This window comes from Pseudomonas sp. SWRI50 (genome assembly GCF_014269095.1).
Lineage (GTDB): Bacteria > Pseudomonadota > Gammaproteobacteria > Pseudomonadales > Pseudomonadaceae > Aquipseudomonas > Aquipseudomonas kermanshahensis.
In genome coordinates, this window is the sequence record NZ_JABWRW010000001.1 from 393,234 (window position 1) to 409,323 (window position 16,090).

13 protein-coding genes are annotated in these 16,090 nt (G+C 63.6%); 8 read left to right on the forward strand and 5 right to left on the reverse strand.

Annotated elements, in window-relative coordinates; genetic code table 11:
- Positions 1 to 141 precede the first annotated feature (141 nt).
- Complete coding sequence (locus HU750_RS01870; RefSeq protein ID WP_186676092.1) at positions 142 to 2,898, reverse strand: response regulator; 2,757 nt, start codon at positions 2,896 to 2,898, stop codon at positions 142 to 144.
- Between the two features lie 195 nt (positions 2,899 to 3,093).
- On the opposite strand from HU750_RS01870, the gene HU750_RS01875 reads away from it, so the two are divergent.
- From HU750_RS01875 to HU750_RS01905, 7 genes are all read left to right on the forward strand, one after another.
- Complete coding sequence (locus HU750_RS01875) at positions 3,094 to 3,810, forward strand: response regulator transcription factor (protein ID WP_186676093.1); 717 nt, start codon at positions 3,094 to 3,096, stop codon at positions 3,808 to 3,810.
- Positions 3,811 to 3,813: 3 nt separating this feature from the next.
- Complete coding sequence (locus tag HU750_RS01880; protein WP_186676094.1) at positions 3,814 to 5,202, forward strand: sensor histidine kinase; 1,389 nt, start codon at positions 3,814 to 3,816, stop codon at positions 5,200 to 5,202.
- 94 nt (positions 5,203 to 5,296) lie between these two features.
- Complete coding sequence (cysM, locus tag HU750_RS01885) at positions 5,297 to 6,196, forward strand: cysteine synthase CysM (RefSeq protein ID WP_025754883.1); 900 nt, start codon at positions 5,297 to 5,299, stop codon at positions 6,194 to 6,196.
- A complete protein-coding gene (gene rlmD / locus HU750_RS01890) occupies positions 6,197 to 7,555 on the forward strand; it encodes a 23S rRNA (uracil(1939)-C(5))-methyltransferase RlmD (RefSeq protein WP_099428505.1) in 1,359 nt (452 codons plus the stop codon).
- A 96-nt stretch (positions 7,556 to 7,651) separates the two neighbouring features.
- The gene (gene relA / locus HU750_RS01895) at positions 7,652 to 9,892 is read left to right on the forward strand and encodes a GTP diphosphokinase (RefSeq protein WP_027595850.1); all 2,241 of its coding nucleotides are present in this window, start codon (positions 7,652 to 7,654) and stop codon (positions 9,890 to 9,892) included.
- Positions 9,893 to 10,036: 144 nt separating this feature from the next.
- A complete protein-coding gene (mazG, locus tag HU750_RS01900; RefSeq protein ID WP_027595851.1) occupies positions 10,037 to 10,870 on the forward strand; it encodes a nucleoside triphosphate pyrophosphohydrolase in 834 nt (277 codons plus the stop codon).
- A 22-nt stretch (positions 10,871 to 10,892) separates the two neighbouring features.
- Positions 10,893 to 11,432, forward strand: coding sequence for a DUF2058 domain-containing protein (locus HU750_RS01905; RefSeq protein ID WP_099453166.1), 540 nt, complete (start codon positions 10,893 to 10,895; stop codon positions 11,430 to 11,432).
- A gap of 57 nt (positions 11,433 to 11,489) precedes the next feature.
- Here HU750_RS01905 and HU750_RS01910 read toward each other — a convergent pair whose 3' ends face one another.
- The 4 genes from HU750_RS01910 to purM form a co-directional block, all read right to left on the reverse strand.
- Positions 11,490 to 11,672, reverse strand: a complete 183-nt coding sequence (locus HU750_RS01910) for a hypothetical protein (protein ID WP_027595853.1) — start codon at positions 11,670 to 11,672, stop codon at positions 11,490 to 11,492.
- 493 nt (positions 11,673 to 12,165) lie between these two features.
- Positions 12,166 to 12,876 (reverse strand): DUF3108 domain-containing protein, encoded by a 711-nt coding sequence (locus HU750_RS01915; RefSeq protein ID WP_027595854.1) that lies wholly within the window; start codon positions 12,874 to 12,876, stop codon positions 12,166 to 12,168.
- A gap of 8 nt (positions 12,877 to 12,884) precedes the next feature.
- Complete coding sequence (purN, locus tag HU750_RS01920; protein WP_085272756.1) at positions 12,885 to 13,538, reverse strand: phosphoribosylglycinamide formyltransferase; 654 nt, start codon at positions 13,536 to 13,538, stop codon at positions 12,885 to 12,887.
- Complete coding sequence (gene purM, locus HU750_RS01925) at positions 13,538 to 14,596, reverse strand: phosphoribosylformylglycinamidine cyclo-ligase (protein WP_027595856.1); 1,059 nt, start codon at positions 14,594 to 14,596, stop codon at positions 13,538 to 13,540. Before purM ends, purN begins: the two co-directional genes overlap by 1 nt.
- Positions 14,597 to 15,033: 437 nt before the next feature.
- Here purM and HU750_RS01930 point away from each other — a divergent pair, with 437 nt between their 5' ends.
- Positions 15,034 to 16,089: a DUF2066 domain-containing protein gene (locus HU750_RS01930; RefSeq protein ID WP_186676095.1), complete on the forward strand. Its 1,056-nt coding sequence runs from the start codon at positions 15,034 to 15,036 to the stop codon at positions 16,087 to 16,089.
- Position 16,090 lies beyond the last annotated feature (1 nt).

Here is a 16,090-nt window from a genome sequence, read left to right on the forward strand (position 1 = left end):
CGTTGTAGGAGCAGCCTTGTGCTGCGAAGAGGCCGGTGACAGCACAGTAAATCTTCGCTGCTGTCACGGGCCTCTTCGCAGCACAAGGCTGCTCCTACAGCGGCACAAGGCCAATCCAACAGTAGGGGCAAGGCAGCGCTGTCAGGCATTGATGTGTGCCTGTGCCGCCAGCCGGCTGATCGCGCTGTCCAGTTCATCCAGTGCCTGCTGCGCGTGGGGGTGCTCTTGTTTGAGCAAGGTCTCGCTGCGCTGGCATGCCGCCCGCAGCTGCGGCACACCGCAATAACGCGAGGCTCCGTTGAGGCGGTGCACCTGCTCGATCAAGGTGGTGTGATCCTGCGCTTCGCGGGCGGCGCGTATCGCCTGGCGGTCGGACTCCAGTGACGCCAGCAGCATGGCCAGCATGTCGGCCGCCAAGTCGGATTTGCCGGCGGCCAGGCGCAAACCTTCGTCGGGGTCGAGCACCTTCAGTTCGTCGCTGTTGAGCCGCTGTTCGGCCAAGCGCTCTTGCTGCGGCACGCCCAGGCTCAGGCCGGTCCACTTCATCACCACCTGGGCCAACTGCCGCTCACTGATCGGTTTGGTCAGGTAGTCGTCCATGCCGGCATGCAGCAGCGCGCGTTTCTCGTTGGCCATGGCATGCGCGGTGAGGGCGACAATCGGCAGCGGGCTGCCGCTTTGGGCGTTTTCCCACAGGCGGATTTGCTCGGTGCAGGCGCGGCCATCCATGCCGGGCATTTGCACGTCCATCAGCACCAGGTCGAAGGGTTCATCCTGCACCGCTTGCACCGCCGCATAGCCGTTGTCGACGGCCAGCACCTGGGCACCCAGGTCTTCGAGCAGGGTCTGTACCAGCAGCAGGTTGGCCGGGTTGTCGTCGACGCACAAAATCTTCGGCTGGCGCTGGCCGCTGAGGATGTTCGGCTCGCCCAGCGGGCGACGCGGTTGGATCAGCTCCAGCAGCAGCCGACGCAACTTGCGCGTGCACGTCGGCTTGGACAGGAGTTGGCCATGGCCATTGGGCAGGTAGGGGTGGTACAGCGCCTGTTCGGTGGTCGGGCACAGCACCACGCACTGGCACTGGTAGCGGTCCAGTTGCAGGTGGTACTCACCGAGCTGCTCGGGCGTCAGGTTGCCCAGGTTGGCGCCGAGCACTGCGAAGTCGAACGGGTGGCCCGCCTGGCTTGCGGCCTGTACCGCATGCAGAAGCTGGTCGTACGAGGCAAACAGGCTGACGCTCAGGCCGCAGTCTTCGAGCTGGTGCTCCAGCGCCTGGCGCGCCAGCTCATGGCTGTCGACGATGGCGGCGCGGCGGCCCAGCAGGGGCTGCAGCGGCAGCTCTTCGGCATCGTCGTGAGCCTTGGGCAGGTTGAGGCTGATCCAGAACTGCGAGCCTTCGCCCGGCGTGCTGTCGACGCCGATCTCGCCGCCCATCTGCTCGATCAGGCGCTTGGAAATCACCAGGCCCAGGCCGGTACCCCCAGGCTGGCGCGCCAGTGAGTTATCGGCCTGGCTGAAGGCCTGGAACAGCGTGCGCACATCCTGCGGCGACAGGCCGATGCCGGTGTCTTGCACGCTGATGCGAAGCTGCGCGCTGTCTTCGTGTTCGTCTTCAAGCATGGCGCGCACGACGATGGTGCCTTCGCGGGTGAACTTGATCGCGTTGCTCACCAGGTTGGTGAGGATCTGCTTGAGCCGCAACGGGTCGCCGATCAGCGATGATGGGGTATCGCGGTAGATCAGGCTGAGCAGCTCGAGCTGCTTGGCATGCGCGGCCGGGGCGAGGATGGTCAGGGTGTCCTGGACCAGGTCGCGCAGGTTGAACGGAATGCTGTCGAGCACCAGCTTGCCGGCCTCGATCTTGGAGAAGTCGAGGATCTCGTTGATGATCCCCAGCAGGTTGTCGGCGGACTTCTCGATGGTGCTCAGGTAATCCAGCTGGCGCGGCGTCAGCTCACTTTTCTGCAGCAAATGGGTGAAGCCGAGGATGCCGTTGAGCGGGGTGCGGATCTCGTGGCTCATGTTGGCCAGGAACTCCGACTTGATGCGGCTGGCCTCCAGGGCTTCCTTGCGGGCCATGTCCAGCTCGATGTTCTGGATCTCGATGGTCTCCAGGTTCTGGCGCACGTCTTCGGTGGCCTGGTCGATGCTGTGCTGCAGCTCTTCGTGAGCGCTGTGCAGGGTTTCGGCCATGCGGTTGATGCCGCGGCCCAGCTCGTCCAACTCGTGGCTGCCCATGGCCGGCAGGCGCTCGTCCAGGTGGCCGTCCTTGAGCTGATTGACCGCATGCTTGATGCGTTTTATCGGGTCGTTGATGGTGCGGCTCATGCGCAGTGCCAGCAGGCCACTGAGGGCCAGGCAGGCGAGGATCAGCAACAGGCTGGTGAACAGGTTGCGGTAGCCACGCAGCAAGGTGCCGTCGTGCGACAGTTCGATTTCGACCCAACCCAGCAGGCGCTCGGCTTCGGCCGGCACGGCATCGGTGGCCAGGTCGCGGTGGTGGCCGAAGACAGGCATCAGGTAGCGGGTGGCGTCATTGCCGGTGCGTTGCAACAGTTGCGTGCCGGTACCGCCCGTGGGCGGCTGGTTGAGCATGCTCGGGCCTGCATGCGCCAGGCGCGTGCGGTCTGGGGCAAGAAAGGCGACCGCGCGCACGTCGGTTTGCTCCAGGGTCTGCGCGGCAATCCGTTCCAGCTGCCCGGGGGCCCGCTTGGCCATGGCAGGTGCAGCCAGCGGCGCCAGTTGCTCGGCGATCATCTTGCCGCGTTGCAGCAGCTGGGTGCGCAAATCGCTTTGCTGCAGCCAGGTGAAATAACTGCCCAATACCAGCGCCATCAAGCCGGCAGGCAGCAGGGCCAACAGCAGGACCCGGCTTCTGATTCCCAAACGATCGAGCACACTTGCCTCCTGTCATGTGCCTGGACGCCGTCAACTGCGTGACGGACCAAGCCGGGAAGTTACTCCGCCTGCTCGGCTAATGCACCCATTTGTCTGTCTTTTCGTGGCCATGTCGAGGCATTGGTCGCAGGGCGGTTGCCTGGAGCAGAGCGGATGCTCAATAATCGCGCAATTGAGAATGCATGGCAGTTGCCAATGAATCCCGTAGCTATTCATACCTCCACTATCCTCGCCATCGAGGACGACCCGGTGCTGGGTGCCTACCTGCACGAGGAGCTGCAGCGTGGCGGCTTCCAGGTGACCTGGTGCCGTAATGGGCTCGAAGGCCTTGAAACCGCAGGCCGGCAGGCATTCGACGTGGTGTTGTTGGACATCCTGCTGCCAGGGCTCAACGGCCTGGATGCACTGGCCCAATTGCGCACGCGCAGCACCACGCCGGTGATCCTGATGTCGGCGCTGGGCGCAGAAGCCGACCGTATCAGTGGTTTTCAGCGCGGCGCCGACGACTACCTGCCCAAGCCCTTCAGCATGGCCGAGTTGCAGGTACGCATCGAGGCGATCCTGCGGCGCGTGGCTCTGGAGCGGCGCCATCAGCCGCAGCAAGAGGCCGCCGGAGGTGGGTTGCAGTTCGACGAGGGGCTCAGCGACGTCAGGTTCGAAGGGCGCCTGGCAGGCCTGACCCCCAGCGAATACCGCCTGCTCGAGATCCTCAACCGCAACCTGGACGAGGTGCTGAGCAAACCCTTCCTTTATCAGCAGGTCTTGCAGCGCGGTTACTCGCGGCATGATCGCAGCCTGGACATGCATGTCAGCCAGATCCGCCGCAAGCTCAAGGGCATCGGCTACCACGAACGGCAGATCCGCACGGTCTGGGGCAAAGGTTACGTGCTTAGCGCCAGCGAGATGGAGTGAGCCATGCTCGACCGCCATTCGCTGTTCTGGAAGCTGGCCATCCTGCTGGTGGGCTTCTGCCTGCTGATGATCGGCCTGAGCTACACCTGGGGCCGGCACATGGAAACCCAGAACGCCTTCCTGACCGAACCGGCACGCCAACTGCTGCGCGGTTATGCGGCTGAGGCCGAGCAGGCCTGGCGCAGTGACGGGCGCGCGGGGCTGGACCGCTGGGTGCAGGCCATGCACCAGCGCGAGCGTGGCTGGGTTGGCGTGCTCGACATCAACCTGCGACCGCTCGACAGCGCCACCCTGAACCCCCAGATCATGCAACGGCTGACGCGTCTGCGCGGCGTCGACTGGCCGATGAGCCGGCGCAGTGTCGACCAGCCGTGGCTGCGCATTCCGTTCCCAGGGGCGCCGGAGCAGGGCATGCTGGTGATCGAACTGCCAGAGCGCCTCAACCCCGGCGAGTACCGCATGCTGTGGCGGGTGCTGACCAACGGCATCATCCCCGCTCTGTTCACCTTGCTGCTGTGCGTTGGGCTGTACCGCATGCTGATCGTGCCGCTCAACCAACTGCGTGAGCAGGCCAATGCCTGGCGTGCCGACCAGCTGTCGGCACGCCTCGATTCGCGCACCATCGCCCGGCATGACGAACTTGGCGAGCTGGCCCGCGCGTTCGACCAGATGGCCGAACGGCTGCAGGGCACGGTGGCCATGCAGCAACAGATGCTGCGCGACCTGTCGCACGAAATGCGCACGCCGCTCAGCCGGCTACGTGTGGCCTGCGATGGCGAAACCGACCTGCAGCACCTGCGCGAACGCCTGGCGCGTGAAGTGGACTGCATGCAGCAATTGGTCGAGGGCACCCTGCAATTGGCCTGGCAGGATGCCGAGCGTGCGCCGATGAACCTTGAGCCCATCCAGGTTCAAGCGTTGTGGGACCTGCTCGCCGAGGATGCCAGCTACGAAAGCGGCTGGTCGCCCGAACGCCTGCGCTGCGAACTGCCCGCCAGTTGCTGGGTGCAGGGCAACCTCAACCACCTGGCCCAGGCGCTGGAGAACATGCTGCGCAATGCCATCCGCCACTCGCCGACTAACGGCGTGGTGCGCTTGGGTGGGCAGCGCGACGGTAACCACTGGCGGCTGTGGCTGGAAGACGAGGGCGGTGGGGTTGCAGAAGAGGACCTGGAACGGATCTTCGCGCCGTTCTCGCGGCTGGACGGTTCGCGGCCTGGGGACGGCGGTTTCGGGCTGGGTTTGAGCATTGCGCGCAGTGCCATCCAGCGCCAGGGCGGGACCTTGTGGGCAGAAAATGGCAAGCGCGGGCTGCGCCTGTGCATGCGCTTGCCGCTCCATGTGCCGGCCACTGCCAAGGACAACCCACGGCCGCAGGTCGCCTCGTTATAGCTTGTAGCTATATGCATCACAGATTGCGTGATATGGCGCGCAAAGGATTGCCGGTATGATAGGCGCCCCTGCCGTCCGGATTGTGAAATACGCCATGACCTTGCAGTACCCAACCATCGCCGATTGCGTCGGCAATACGCCCCTGGTTCGCCTGCAGCGCATTGCCGGAGAGACCAGCAACACGCTCCTGCTCAAGCTCGAAGGTAACAATCCCGCCGGTTCGGTCAAGGACCGCCCGGCGCTGTCGATGATCACCCGCGCCGAACTGCGCGGCCAGATCAAGCCGGGTGACACGCTGATCGAGGCGACCTCGGGCAACACTGGCATCGCCCTGGCGATGGCGGCAGCGATCAAGGGTTACAAGATGATCCTGATCATGCCAGACAACTCCACCGCCGAGCGCAAGGCCGCCATGACGGCCTACGGCGCCGAGCTGATCCTGGTGACCAAGGAAGAGGGCATGGAAGGTGCCCGCGACCTCGCCGAGAAGCTGCAGGCCGAGGGCCGCGGCCTGGTGCTCGACCAGTTCGCCAATGGCGACAACCCGATCGCCCACTACAACAGCACCGGCCCGGAAATCTGGCAGCAGACCCAGGGCACTATCACCCATTTCGTCAGCTCGATGGGCACCACCGGCACCATCATGGGCTGCTCGCAGTATCTTAAAGAGCAGAACCCAGCCGTGCAGATCATCGGCCTGCAGCCGATGGAAGGCTCGGCGATTCCGGGCATCCGTCGCTGGCCCGAGGAATACCTGCCGAAGATCTTCGACGCCACCCGCGTCGATCGCGTGGTCGACATGTCCCAGCAGGAAGCCGAAGACACCACCCGCCGCCTTGCCCGTGAAGAGGGCATTTTCTGCGGCGTGTCTTCCGGTGGTGCGGTCGCGGCGATGCTGCGCCTGTCTCGCGAGGTGGAAAACGCGGTAATGGTCGCAATCATCTGCGACCGTGGTGACCGATACCTGTCCACTGGCCTGTTTGATCCGAGCTAAATGTCCAAGAAGAAAAGCAACAGCGGCCTGCGCTTCCAGCCAGCCGGTGGCAACCGTAGCCCCCAGGTTCCCGTGGGCAAGAAACAGCGCCTGGATATCGAGCGCCTGGCCGGTGACGGCCGTGGCATCGCTTTCCATGAAGGGCGTACCTGGTTCGTCAGTGGCGCGTTGGCCGGTGAAGCCGTCGAGGCCCGTGTGCTCAATGCCCGCGGCAAAGTCGTGGAGGCGCGCCTGGAGCGCGTGCTGCAGGCCAGCCCCGAGCGGCGCGAAGCACCTTGCCGGCACTATGCCCGCTGTGGCGGCTGCAACCTGCAGCATCTGCCCCATGAAGCGCAGCTGGCGCTCAAGCAACGCACCCTGGCCGAACAGCTGCAGCGGGTTGCCGGCGTGCAACCCGAGGCCTGGGCCGCCCCCCTGAGCGGGCCGGAATTCGGCTACCGGCGCCGGGCGCGGGTGGCTGTGCGCTGGGACATCAAGGCGCGTCAGCTGGAGGTCGGGTTCCGTGCCGAAGCCAGCCAGGACATCATTTCCATCGACGACTGTGCAGTGCTGGTACAGCCCTTGCAGTCGATTCTGCGCCACTTGCCGACGGCGCTGCGTTCGCTGAGCAAACCGCAGGTCATCGGCCATGTGGAACTGTTCAGCGGCACCGCTGAGGCGCTGCTGGTGCGCCATGTCGCACCGCTGCCGGCGGATGACCTGGCCCGCCTGCAGGCATTTTGCGACGAGGCCAAGGCGCAGCTCTGGCTGCAGGGCGAGGGTGAACCGGCACCGGTAGACGCGGCCACGACCCTGGGCTTTACCCTCGAACCCTGGCAGCTGGAATTGGCCTGGCGCCCCGGTGATTTCGTGCAGGTTAACGCCCAAGTCAATACGGCGATGATCGAGCAGGCGTTAGCCTGGCTCGCACCGCAAGCCGACGAACGTGTGCTTGACCTGTTCTGTGGCCTGGGTAATTTTGCCCTGCCGTTGGCGCGGCAGGCGCGTGAAGTGGTGGCGGTGGAAGGTGTACAGGCCATGGTCGATCGGGCCGCGGCCAATGCCCGAAACAACAATGTGCATAACGCACGGTTTTTTCAGGCCGATTTATCGCAGCCTTTGGCAGGTGCCGAGTGGGCCGCCGAAGGCTTTTCTGCGGTACTCTTGGACCCACCGCGCGACGGTGCTTTCGAGGTGGTGCAAGACATCGCACGCCTCAAGGCCAAGCGGCTGGTCTACGTATCGTGCAACCCGGCCACGCTGGCGCGAGACGCCCAGGTGCTGGTCGGACAGGGGTACCGGTTAAAAAGGGCCGGGATTCTCGACATGTTTCCTCAGACGGCGCATGTCGAGGCCATGGCGTTATTCGAAGCGGGCTAGCAGACTGGCCCGTTGGTGCGGTTGCCAGGGAATGGCGGCCACACGGTGGAAGCCTGCGCACCCGCGTGGTGCGCTGTATGGAAAGGTAAAACAAAGATGGTACAGGTGAGAGTGCACCAGCCGGTCAACACTGACGGCAGTATCAATCTCGAAGCATGGCTGGATCATGTGGTAAGCGTCGATTCAGCCCTGGATCGCGCAGCGCTGAAAGAGGCCTGCGAATTCGCTCACGAAGTCGAGAAGAAAGGTAACCCTGCCAAGCATTCCTGGGCCGACGGTACGTCCAGCTTCCAGGCGGGCCTGGAGATCGCCGAGATTCTCGCCGACCTCAAGCTCGACCAGGATTCGCTGGTAGCCGCCGTCATTTACCGTTCGGTGCGTGAAGGCAAGGTGACCCTGGCCGAAGTCAGCCAGCGTTTTGGCCCGGTGGTGTCCAAGCTGATCGACGGCGTGCTGCGCATGGCGGCCATCAGTGCCAGCCTCAGCCCGCGCCAGTCGCTGGTGCTGGGCTCCCAGGCGCAGGTCGAGAACCTGCGCAAGATGCTCGTGGCCATGGTCGACGACGTGCGCGTTGCACTGATCAAGCTGGCCGAGCGCACCTGCGCAATCCGTGCGGTCAAGGCCGCCGACGACGAAAAACGCCTGCGCGTCGCGCGCGAGGTGTTCGACATCTATGCCCCCCTGGCGCATCGCCTGGGCATCGGTCACATCAAGTGGGAGCTGGAAGACCTGTCCTTCCGCTACCTTGAACCCGACCAGTACAAACAGATCGCCAAGCTCCTGCACGAGCGCCGGCTGGACCGCGAGCGCTTCATCAGCGACGTGATGAACCAGCTGCAGAACGAGCTGCTGGCCACCGGCGTGAACGCCGACATCAGTGGCCGGGCGAAACACATCTATTCGATCTGGCGCAAGATGCAGCGCAAAGGCCTGGAATTCAGCCAGATCTACGATGTGCGTGCGGTGCGTGTGCTGGTCCCGGAGATCCGCGATTGCTACACCGCGCTGGGTATCGTGCATACCCTGTGGCGGCACATCCCCAAGGAATTCGACGACTACATCGCCAACCCGAAGGAAAACGGCTACCGCTCGCTGCACACGGCGGTGATCGGCCCGGAGGGCAAGGTGCTGGAGGTGCAGATCCGCACCCACGGCATGCACGAGGAAGCCGAGCTTGGGGTTTGCGCCCACTGGCGCTACAAGGGCACCGACGTCAAGCCGAGCTCCAATCACTACGAAGAGAAGATTTCCTGGCTGCGCCAGGTGCTCGAGTGGCATGAAGAGCTGGGTGACATCGGCGGCCTGGCCGAGCAGCTGCGCGTCGACATCGAGCCGGACCGGGTCTACGTGTTCACCCCGGACGGCCATGCCATCGACCTGCCCAAGGGCGCTACGCCGCTAGACTTCGCCTACCGCGTGCACACCGAAATCGGCCACAACTGCCGCGGCGCCAAGATCAACGGGCGTATCGTGCCGCTGAACTACAGCCTGCAGACCGGCGAGCAGGTCGAGATCATCACCAGCAAACACGGCAACCCCAGCCGTGACTGGTTGAACTCCAACCTGGGTTACGTCACCACCTCGCGGGCACGGGCCAAGATCGTTCACTGGTTCAAGCTGCAGGCACGCGACCAGAACGTCGCCGCCGGCAAGACCTTGCTCGAGCGCGAACTCAGCCGCCTGGGCCTGCCGCAGGTGGACTTCGAGCGCCTGGCCGAGAAGACCAACGTCAAGACCGCCGAAGACATGTTCGCCTCGCTCGGCGCGGGTGATCTACGCCTGGCTCACCTGGTCAACGCTGCCCAGCAGTTGCTGGAGCCTGAGCGTATCGAGCAGATCGAGCTGGTGCAGCGCAAGCCCACGGGCCCGCGTACCGGCAAGCGCGGCGATATCCAGATCCAGGGTGTCGGCAACCTGCTGACGCAGATGGCCGGCTGCTGCCAGCCGCTGCCGGGCGATGCCATCGTCGGCTATATCACCCAGGGCCGCGGCGTAAGCATCCACCGTCAGGACTGTGCCTCGGTGCTGCAACTGGCAGGCAAGGAGCCAGAGCGGATGATCCAGGTGAGTTGGGGGCCGATCCCGGTGCAGACCTACCCGGTCGACATCGTCATCCGTGCCTACGACCGCCCAGGCTTGTTGCGTGACGTGTCGCAGGTGCTGCTCAACGAGAAGATCAACGTGCTGGCGGTCAACACCCGCTCGAACAAGGAAGACAACACGGCGTTGATGTCGCTGACCATCGAGATTCCGGGCCTGGATGCGCTCGGGCGCTTGCTGGGGCGGATCTCGCAGTTGCCGAACATCATCGAGACGCGGCGTAACCGTACCCCTTGAACCCTGTGAGTTGGGGCCGCTTTGCGGCCCATCGCTGGCAAGCCAGCTCCCACAGCTATCCCACTGGCTTCAAGGCCTGTGCAGTACCTGTGGGAGCCGGCTTGCCGGCGATCGGGGGCAAAGCCCCCGCCAAGGAATAGCCCTATGACCTACACCCTCGAAGACCTGCTGCACCTCATGGCCCGCCTGCGCGACCCGCAATATGGCTGCCCGTGGGACTTGAAGCAGGACTACGCCAGCATCGTCCCGCACACTATCGAAGAAGCCTACGAGGTTGCCGACACCATCGAACGCGGCGATTTCGAGCACTTGCAGGGTGAGCTGGGCGATCTGTTGTTCCAGGTGGTCTACTACAGCCAGCTGGCCCGGGAAGAGGGGCGTTTCGAGTTTGACGGGGTGGTCGACAGCATCACCCGCAAGCTGATCCGCCGCCACCCGCACGTATTCCCCACCGGCGAGCTGTATGCACCGGTGGACACGCCCAGCTTGAGCGAGACCCAGGTCAAGTCGCGCTGGGAAGAGATCAAAGCCGAGGAGCGCGCCGAAAAAAGCGAACCCGAACAGCTGTCGCTGCTCGATGACGTGCCAACGGCATTGCCTGCATTGTCGCGGGCAGCCAAACTGCAAAAGCGTGCGGCCACGGTCGGTTTCGACTGGCCCGACGCATTGCCGGTGCTGGACAAGGTCCGCGAGGAACTGGACGAAGTCCTGCAGGCCATGGCCGACGGTGATGCCGATGCGCTGGAAGATGAGGTCGGCGACCTGTTGTTCGCCACCGTCAACCTGGCCCGCCACCTCAAGCAAGACCCGGAACATGCCCTGCGCCGTGCCAATCGCAAGTTCGAGCGACGTTTCCGTTTTATCGAACAGGCATTGCGCGACAGCGGTCGGCCCATCGAAGACTGTAACCTTGACGAGCTGGATGCCCTTTGGGGTGAAGCCAAACGTCAGGAAAAGAACCTGCCCAGCTGCGGCTGAGCTGTTAAGTGAGTGAACATTCATGAGCCTTTCCCTTCGCGACCAATTGCTCAAAGCCGGTCTGGTCAACCAGAAACAGGTCTCGCAGACCAATAAAGCCCAGAAGAAACAAAAGCGCCTGGAGCACAAGGGCCAGGTCGAGGTGGACGACACCCAGCAGCGCCTGGCCAAGGAAGCCATGGCTGAAAAGGCCAAGCGTGACCAGGAGTTGAACCGCCAGCAGCAGGAAAAGGCCGAGCAAAAGGCCCGCGCCGCGCAGATCAAGCAATTGATCGAAGCGACCCGCCTGCCCAAGCTCAACACTGAGGACTACTACAACTTCGTCGACGACAAGAAGGTCAAGCGCATTGCCGTCAATGCCCTGATGCGCAGCAAGCTGAGCAATGGCTCGCTGGCGGTCGTGTCGTTTGCCGGCGGCTACGAAGTGATTCCGCGTGAAGCGGCGGTGAAGATTCAGGAACGCGACCCGCATCGCGTACTGCTGCTCAACACCCATGTCGAGGAAGCCGACGACGATGACCCGTACGCGGCTTACAAGATCCCTGACGATTTGATGTGGTAAGCATGAAAAACCCCGCCTAGGCGGGGTTTTTTGTTCAAAGACTGTGGCATTGCAGGGTCATTGTGTAGTGCGCTGACTTTCCAGGTCCTCAAGCTCTACACGATACTGGTGGGCTTCGTGCTCATTGTGGAACATCCCGACCAATTGGCCTTGTTGGTGCACATCCCAGATCCGCACGCCAGCGGCCAGGCCTTCGTGGGACATTTTCGATTCGTCGCGTTCGGTTACTTGGACTGTCATCGGTAAACTCCACTGCTAGGTTGGTTGCGACATTGTGTCGCACACCTCCTTTATAGAGTTTGTTAGCAGGCTAAGTAAATAAAACAGGGATGAAACAAGTTTCATGTAGCTCAGGGGCTGCGGTTTGCTTGCTGAGAGAGGGTGAAGGCTGCCAGGTGCTTGGCTTGGGGCTTGAGTGTGGGGCGCAAATCGAGCGCCGCCCGCGCGGCGCATCGCGAGCAACGCTCGCTCCTACGTTTGTTTCGGGCCAATTATTCCTGGGGCAAACGCGCGCGACCGCCTTGGCGCGTGACTCGATATCGCGTCGAACAAACCAGGCGGTCGCGTGCGCCTGTCACAGGCGTTACTGGCCAAAAACAAACGTAGGAGCGAGCGTTGCTCGCGAAGCGCCGCGCGGGCGGCGCTCGATCTCATAGGCGCTGAAGATGCTATGGCAAGCACCTCAAAAAGAAGCCCCGCACAAGGCGGGGCTCCGGGTGCTTCAGGCTGCGGATCAGTTACCCTTCACCGGCTTGCCATCGACCGTGCCATCCTGCAGCACGATCACGTACTCCTTGCCATCGGTTTCGACCTGGCGCAGTTGCACAAGCAGGTAGTCCCAGCTCTTGGCGAACCACAGCTCGGTGATGCGCTTGCTCTGGCTAGGGTCGCGCACGCGCTCGACCTTGACCGCATCGACCTGGCCGGTCTTGGTGGTCACCTTCTCGGTGCCCAGGACGCGGAAGTCGTAGGTGTCGATCTCGTCACCGTCGACCACCTGGTAGGTCATGCTCTTCTTGCCGGCCGCCACATCATGCTGCAGCGCCAGTTGGTAGGACGACTTGTCCAGCACGCCGCGGTTGAGCGGCAGGTTGATCGCATCGCCACGGTCGCTACCGGTGACTTTCTTGCTGGTCCAGTCGAAGTTCAGGTCGACCTTCTTCGCCTTGCCCAGGCCGCCACGCTCGAAGTGGTACTTCTGCGGCAGCAGGGTGTCGTTTTCCAAGCGCAGGGTGCTTTGCTCGGTCAGGCTGGCGATCATCATGGAAGCCTTGAAATTAAGGTCCCAGGTACCGTTGGCATTCTTCACCAGGCTGCGCTCGGCGGTGCCGCTCATGGGTAGCTGCTTCCAGTCAGCGGTGTAGCTGGCCGAAAAAGGCTTCAGATCAGCTGCCTGGAGGGGCAGGGCGAGCACGGCGAGAGCCAAGAGCAGGGCACGACGCATAAAGTCTCCTAGGATCGAATCAAATGACCGCTGGCCGCCAGGGGCTGGCCATCCAGTAAGGCACCGTGCTCGTCCAGACGCAAGCGCCCCTCGGCGAACCAGTGCACGGCCAACGGGTAGATCAGGTGTTCCTGGTGGTGAACCCGCTGGGCCAGGCTTTCAGCGGTGTCGTCCGACTTCACCGGTACCACAGCCTGTACGACCAGTGGGCCGCCATCGAGTTCCTCGGTGACGAAGTGTACGCTGCAGCCATGCTCGGCGTCGCCTGCCTCCAGGGCCCGTCGGTGGGTGTGCAGGCCCTTGTACTTGGGCAGCAGCGACGGGTGGATATTGAGCAGGCGGCCCTGATAGTGGCGGACGAAGCCGCCACTGAGGATACGCATGAAGCCGGCCAGCACCACCAGGTCTGGCGCAAAGCCGTCGATGCGCGCCATCAGAGCGGCATCGAAGGCTTCACGACCGTCAAAGGCGGTGTGGTCCAGTACGGCGGTGTCGATGCCAGCGGCTGCGGCGCGTTGCAGGCCGTAGGCATCGGCGCGGTTGGACACCACCGCACGGATGCGCACCGGGCTGTCTTCACCGCGGCAGCTGTCGATCAGGGCTTGCAGGTTGCTGCCGGAACCCGACAGCAATACCACTACATTGCAGGTCTTGCTCGGCATCAGTGTGCCTTGAGGTTCTGCAGCTCGACCTGGGCGGCGCCTTCGGCGGCCTCTTCGATGCGGCCGATGACCCAAGGCTGCTCGCCTTCTGCGCGCAGAACGTTCAGGGCGTTTTCGACCTGGTCCTGAGCTACGCAGATGACCATGCCGACGCCGCAGTTCAGCACGCGGTGCATTTCATGCTCGTCAACGTTGCCTTGCGCCTGCAGGAAGTCGAATACCGCTGGACGCTGCCAGCTGGCCACGTCGACCACGGCCTGGGCGTTTTTCGGCAGCACGCGCGGGATGTTGTCCAGCAGGCCGCCACCGGTGATGTGGGCCATGGCCTTGACTGCGCCCGTCTGCTTGATCAGTTGCAGCAGCGGCTTGACGTAGATGCGGGTCGGCGCCATCAGCAGGTCGGTCAGTGGCTTGCCGTCGAGCTGGGTGTTCTCGATGTCGGTGCCGGACACTTCGAGGATCTTGCGGATCAGCGAGTAGCCGTTGGAGTGCGGGCCGGAAGACGGCAGGGCGATCAGCGCGTCGCCGGTGGCAACCTTGGAGCCGTCGATGATCTCGGCTTTTTCTACCACGCCGACGCAGAAGCCGGCCAGGTCGTAGTCTTCGCCTTCGTACATGCCAGGCATTTCGGCGGTTTCACCACCGACCAGCGAGCAGCCCGCCAGTTCGCAGCCTGCACCGATACCGGTGACCACGGTGGCGGCGACGTCAACGTTCAGCTTGCCGGTGGCGTAGTAGTCGAGGAAGAACAGCGGCTCGGCGCCGCACACCACCAGGTCGTTGACGCACATGGCAACCAGGTCCTGGCCGATGCTGTCGTGCTTGTTCAGGTTCAGGGCCAGGCGCAGCTTGGTGCCGACGCCATCGGTGCCGGAGACCAGAACCGGCTGCTTGTAGCCGGCCGGGATCTCGCAGAGGGCGCCGAAGCCACCCAGGCCACCCATGACTTCAGGGCGTGCGGTGCGTTTTGCCACGCCCTTGATGCGTTCGACCAGTGCTTCGCCGGCGTCGATGTCTACACCGGCGTCCTTGTAGCTCAGGGAGGGTTGCTTGCTCATTGATCCAGGCCTTTAGGAGGGAGGGATTCTTAAAAACGACCGTGACGGCCAAGGCCGGCTTTACTGCGGCGGCTGCCTGAAACGTCAGAGGTCTGTGAAGGCGCGCGATTTTATCAGGGTTGCCGTGCAGCGGCCATCCTCAGGCCGACGGGCAGGGCTTGAAAGCGTTAAAAAGGCTTTTTGGGTAGGGAGTTAATGAGGCGGTCGCCCATCATTCAGGAATAATTGGCCACAAAATGTAGGAGCAGCCTTGTGCTGCGAAGCGCCGCGCGGGCGGCGCTCGATCGTGAAAACACCCACAATCCCATGGCCTGCGCCTGGCAGTCATGCGCGCCCCTGTATAAGGTGTAAGCCATATAGGAGCATTTTTCGTTCCACCGCGGTCACAGCCTGCATGACAACGGCCGTTCCACCTTGTTTCTGGACAGGAATCCTCCATGCGTCTTTTCAACACTCTGGCAGCAGGTTGTCTTGCCCTGATCTCGCTAGCCGCGCAAGCCGAGACCGTCTCCGGGCTTTATCAGGTGCGCGAGCCACTTCAGGGGCAGGGCGCTGAAGCCCGTACCCAGGCCACCGGCAAGGCACTCGAGACGTTGGTCCTGCGCCTGACCGGTGACCCGAAGGCGGCGCAAAGCCCGGCATTGGCCGAGCTGCGCAAAGACCCGCAGCAAATCATCAACCAGGTCGGTACCGAAGCCGGCCCGCCCGAGTCCGTGCTGGTCGAGTTCGACCCCGGCAGCACCGAACGCGCCTTGCGCAAGGCCGGCCTGGCCCTGTGGGGCAGCAACCGGCCATCGATCCTCGGCTGGTGGCTCAACGAAAACGCCGAGGGCAGCAACCTGGTGGGTGACGGCCAATCCGCCGCCCAGCCCTTGCGCCGTGCCGCCCAGCACCGGGGCCTGCCATTGCGGCTGCCGCTGGCTGACCTGCAAGAGCAGTTGGTGGCCAATGCCAAGCAGGTCGAAGGCAATGACCCAAAACCGCTGCGCGAAGCCTCCGAACGCTACGCGGCCGATGCCCTGCTGGCGGTACACGCCCAAGAGGCGGATGGCAAATGGCAAGGCAAATGGCAGCTGTGGGTAGGCGACCAGCACGAGCAGGGCAGTGCCGAGGGCGCCGACCAGGCGGCGTTGGCCGACGCGGTGATGCTGGCGGTTAGCAGCCGCCTGGCGCCGCGCTATGTGACCCGCCCAGGCGCCAGCAGCCAGCAGCAGGTTCAGGTGCAGGGGATGAACCTGCAACGCTACGCCGAACTGAGCCGCGTACTCGAACCCTATGGGCCGCGGCTTCAAATGGTTGAAGGCAGCACGCTGACTTACGGTGTCACGGCCAACCGCGACCAATTACGTGCCCAACTCGGCCTTGCCAAGTTGCAGGAGGTACCGGCTGAGCCGGCGCCCGTTGCCCCTGCCGTGCCTGCTGCTGCAACAGGCGTGAGCCCCGAGCAACCTGATGTGCCCAAGCCGTTCGACGGCCTGCGTTTTCGCTGGTAAG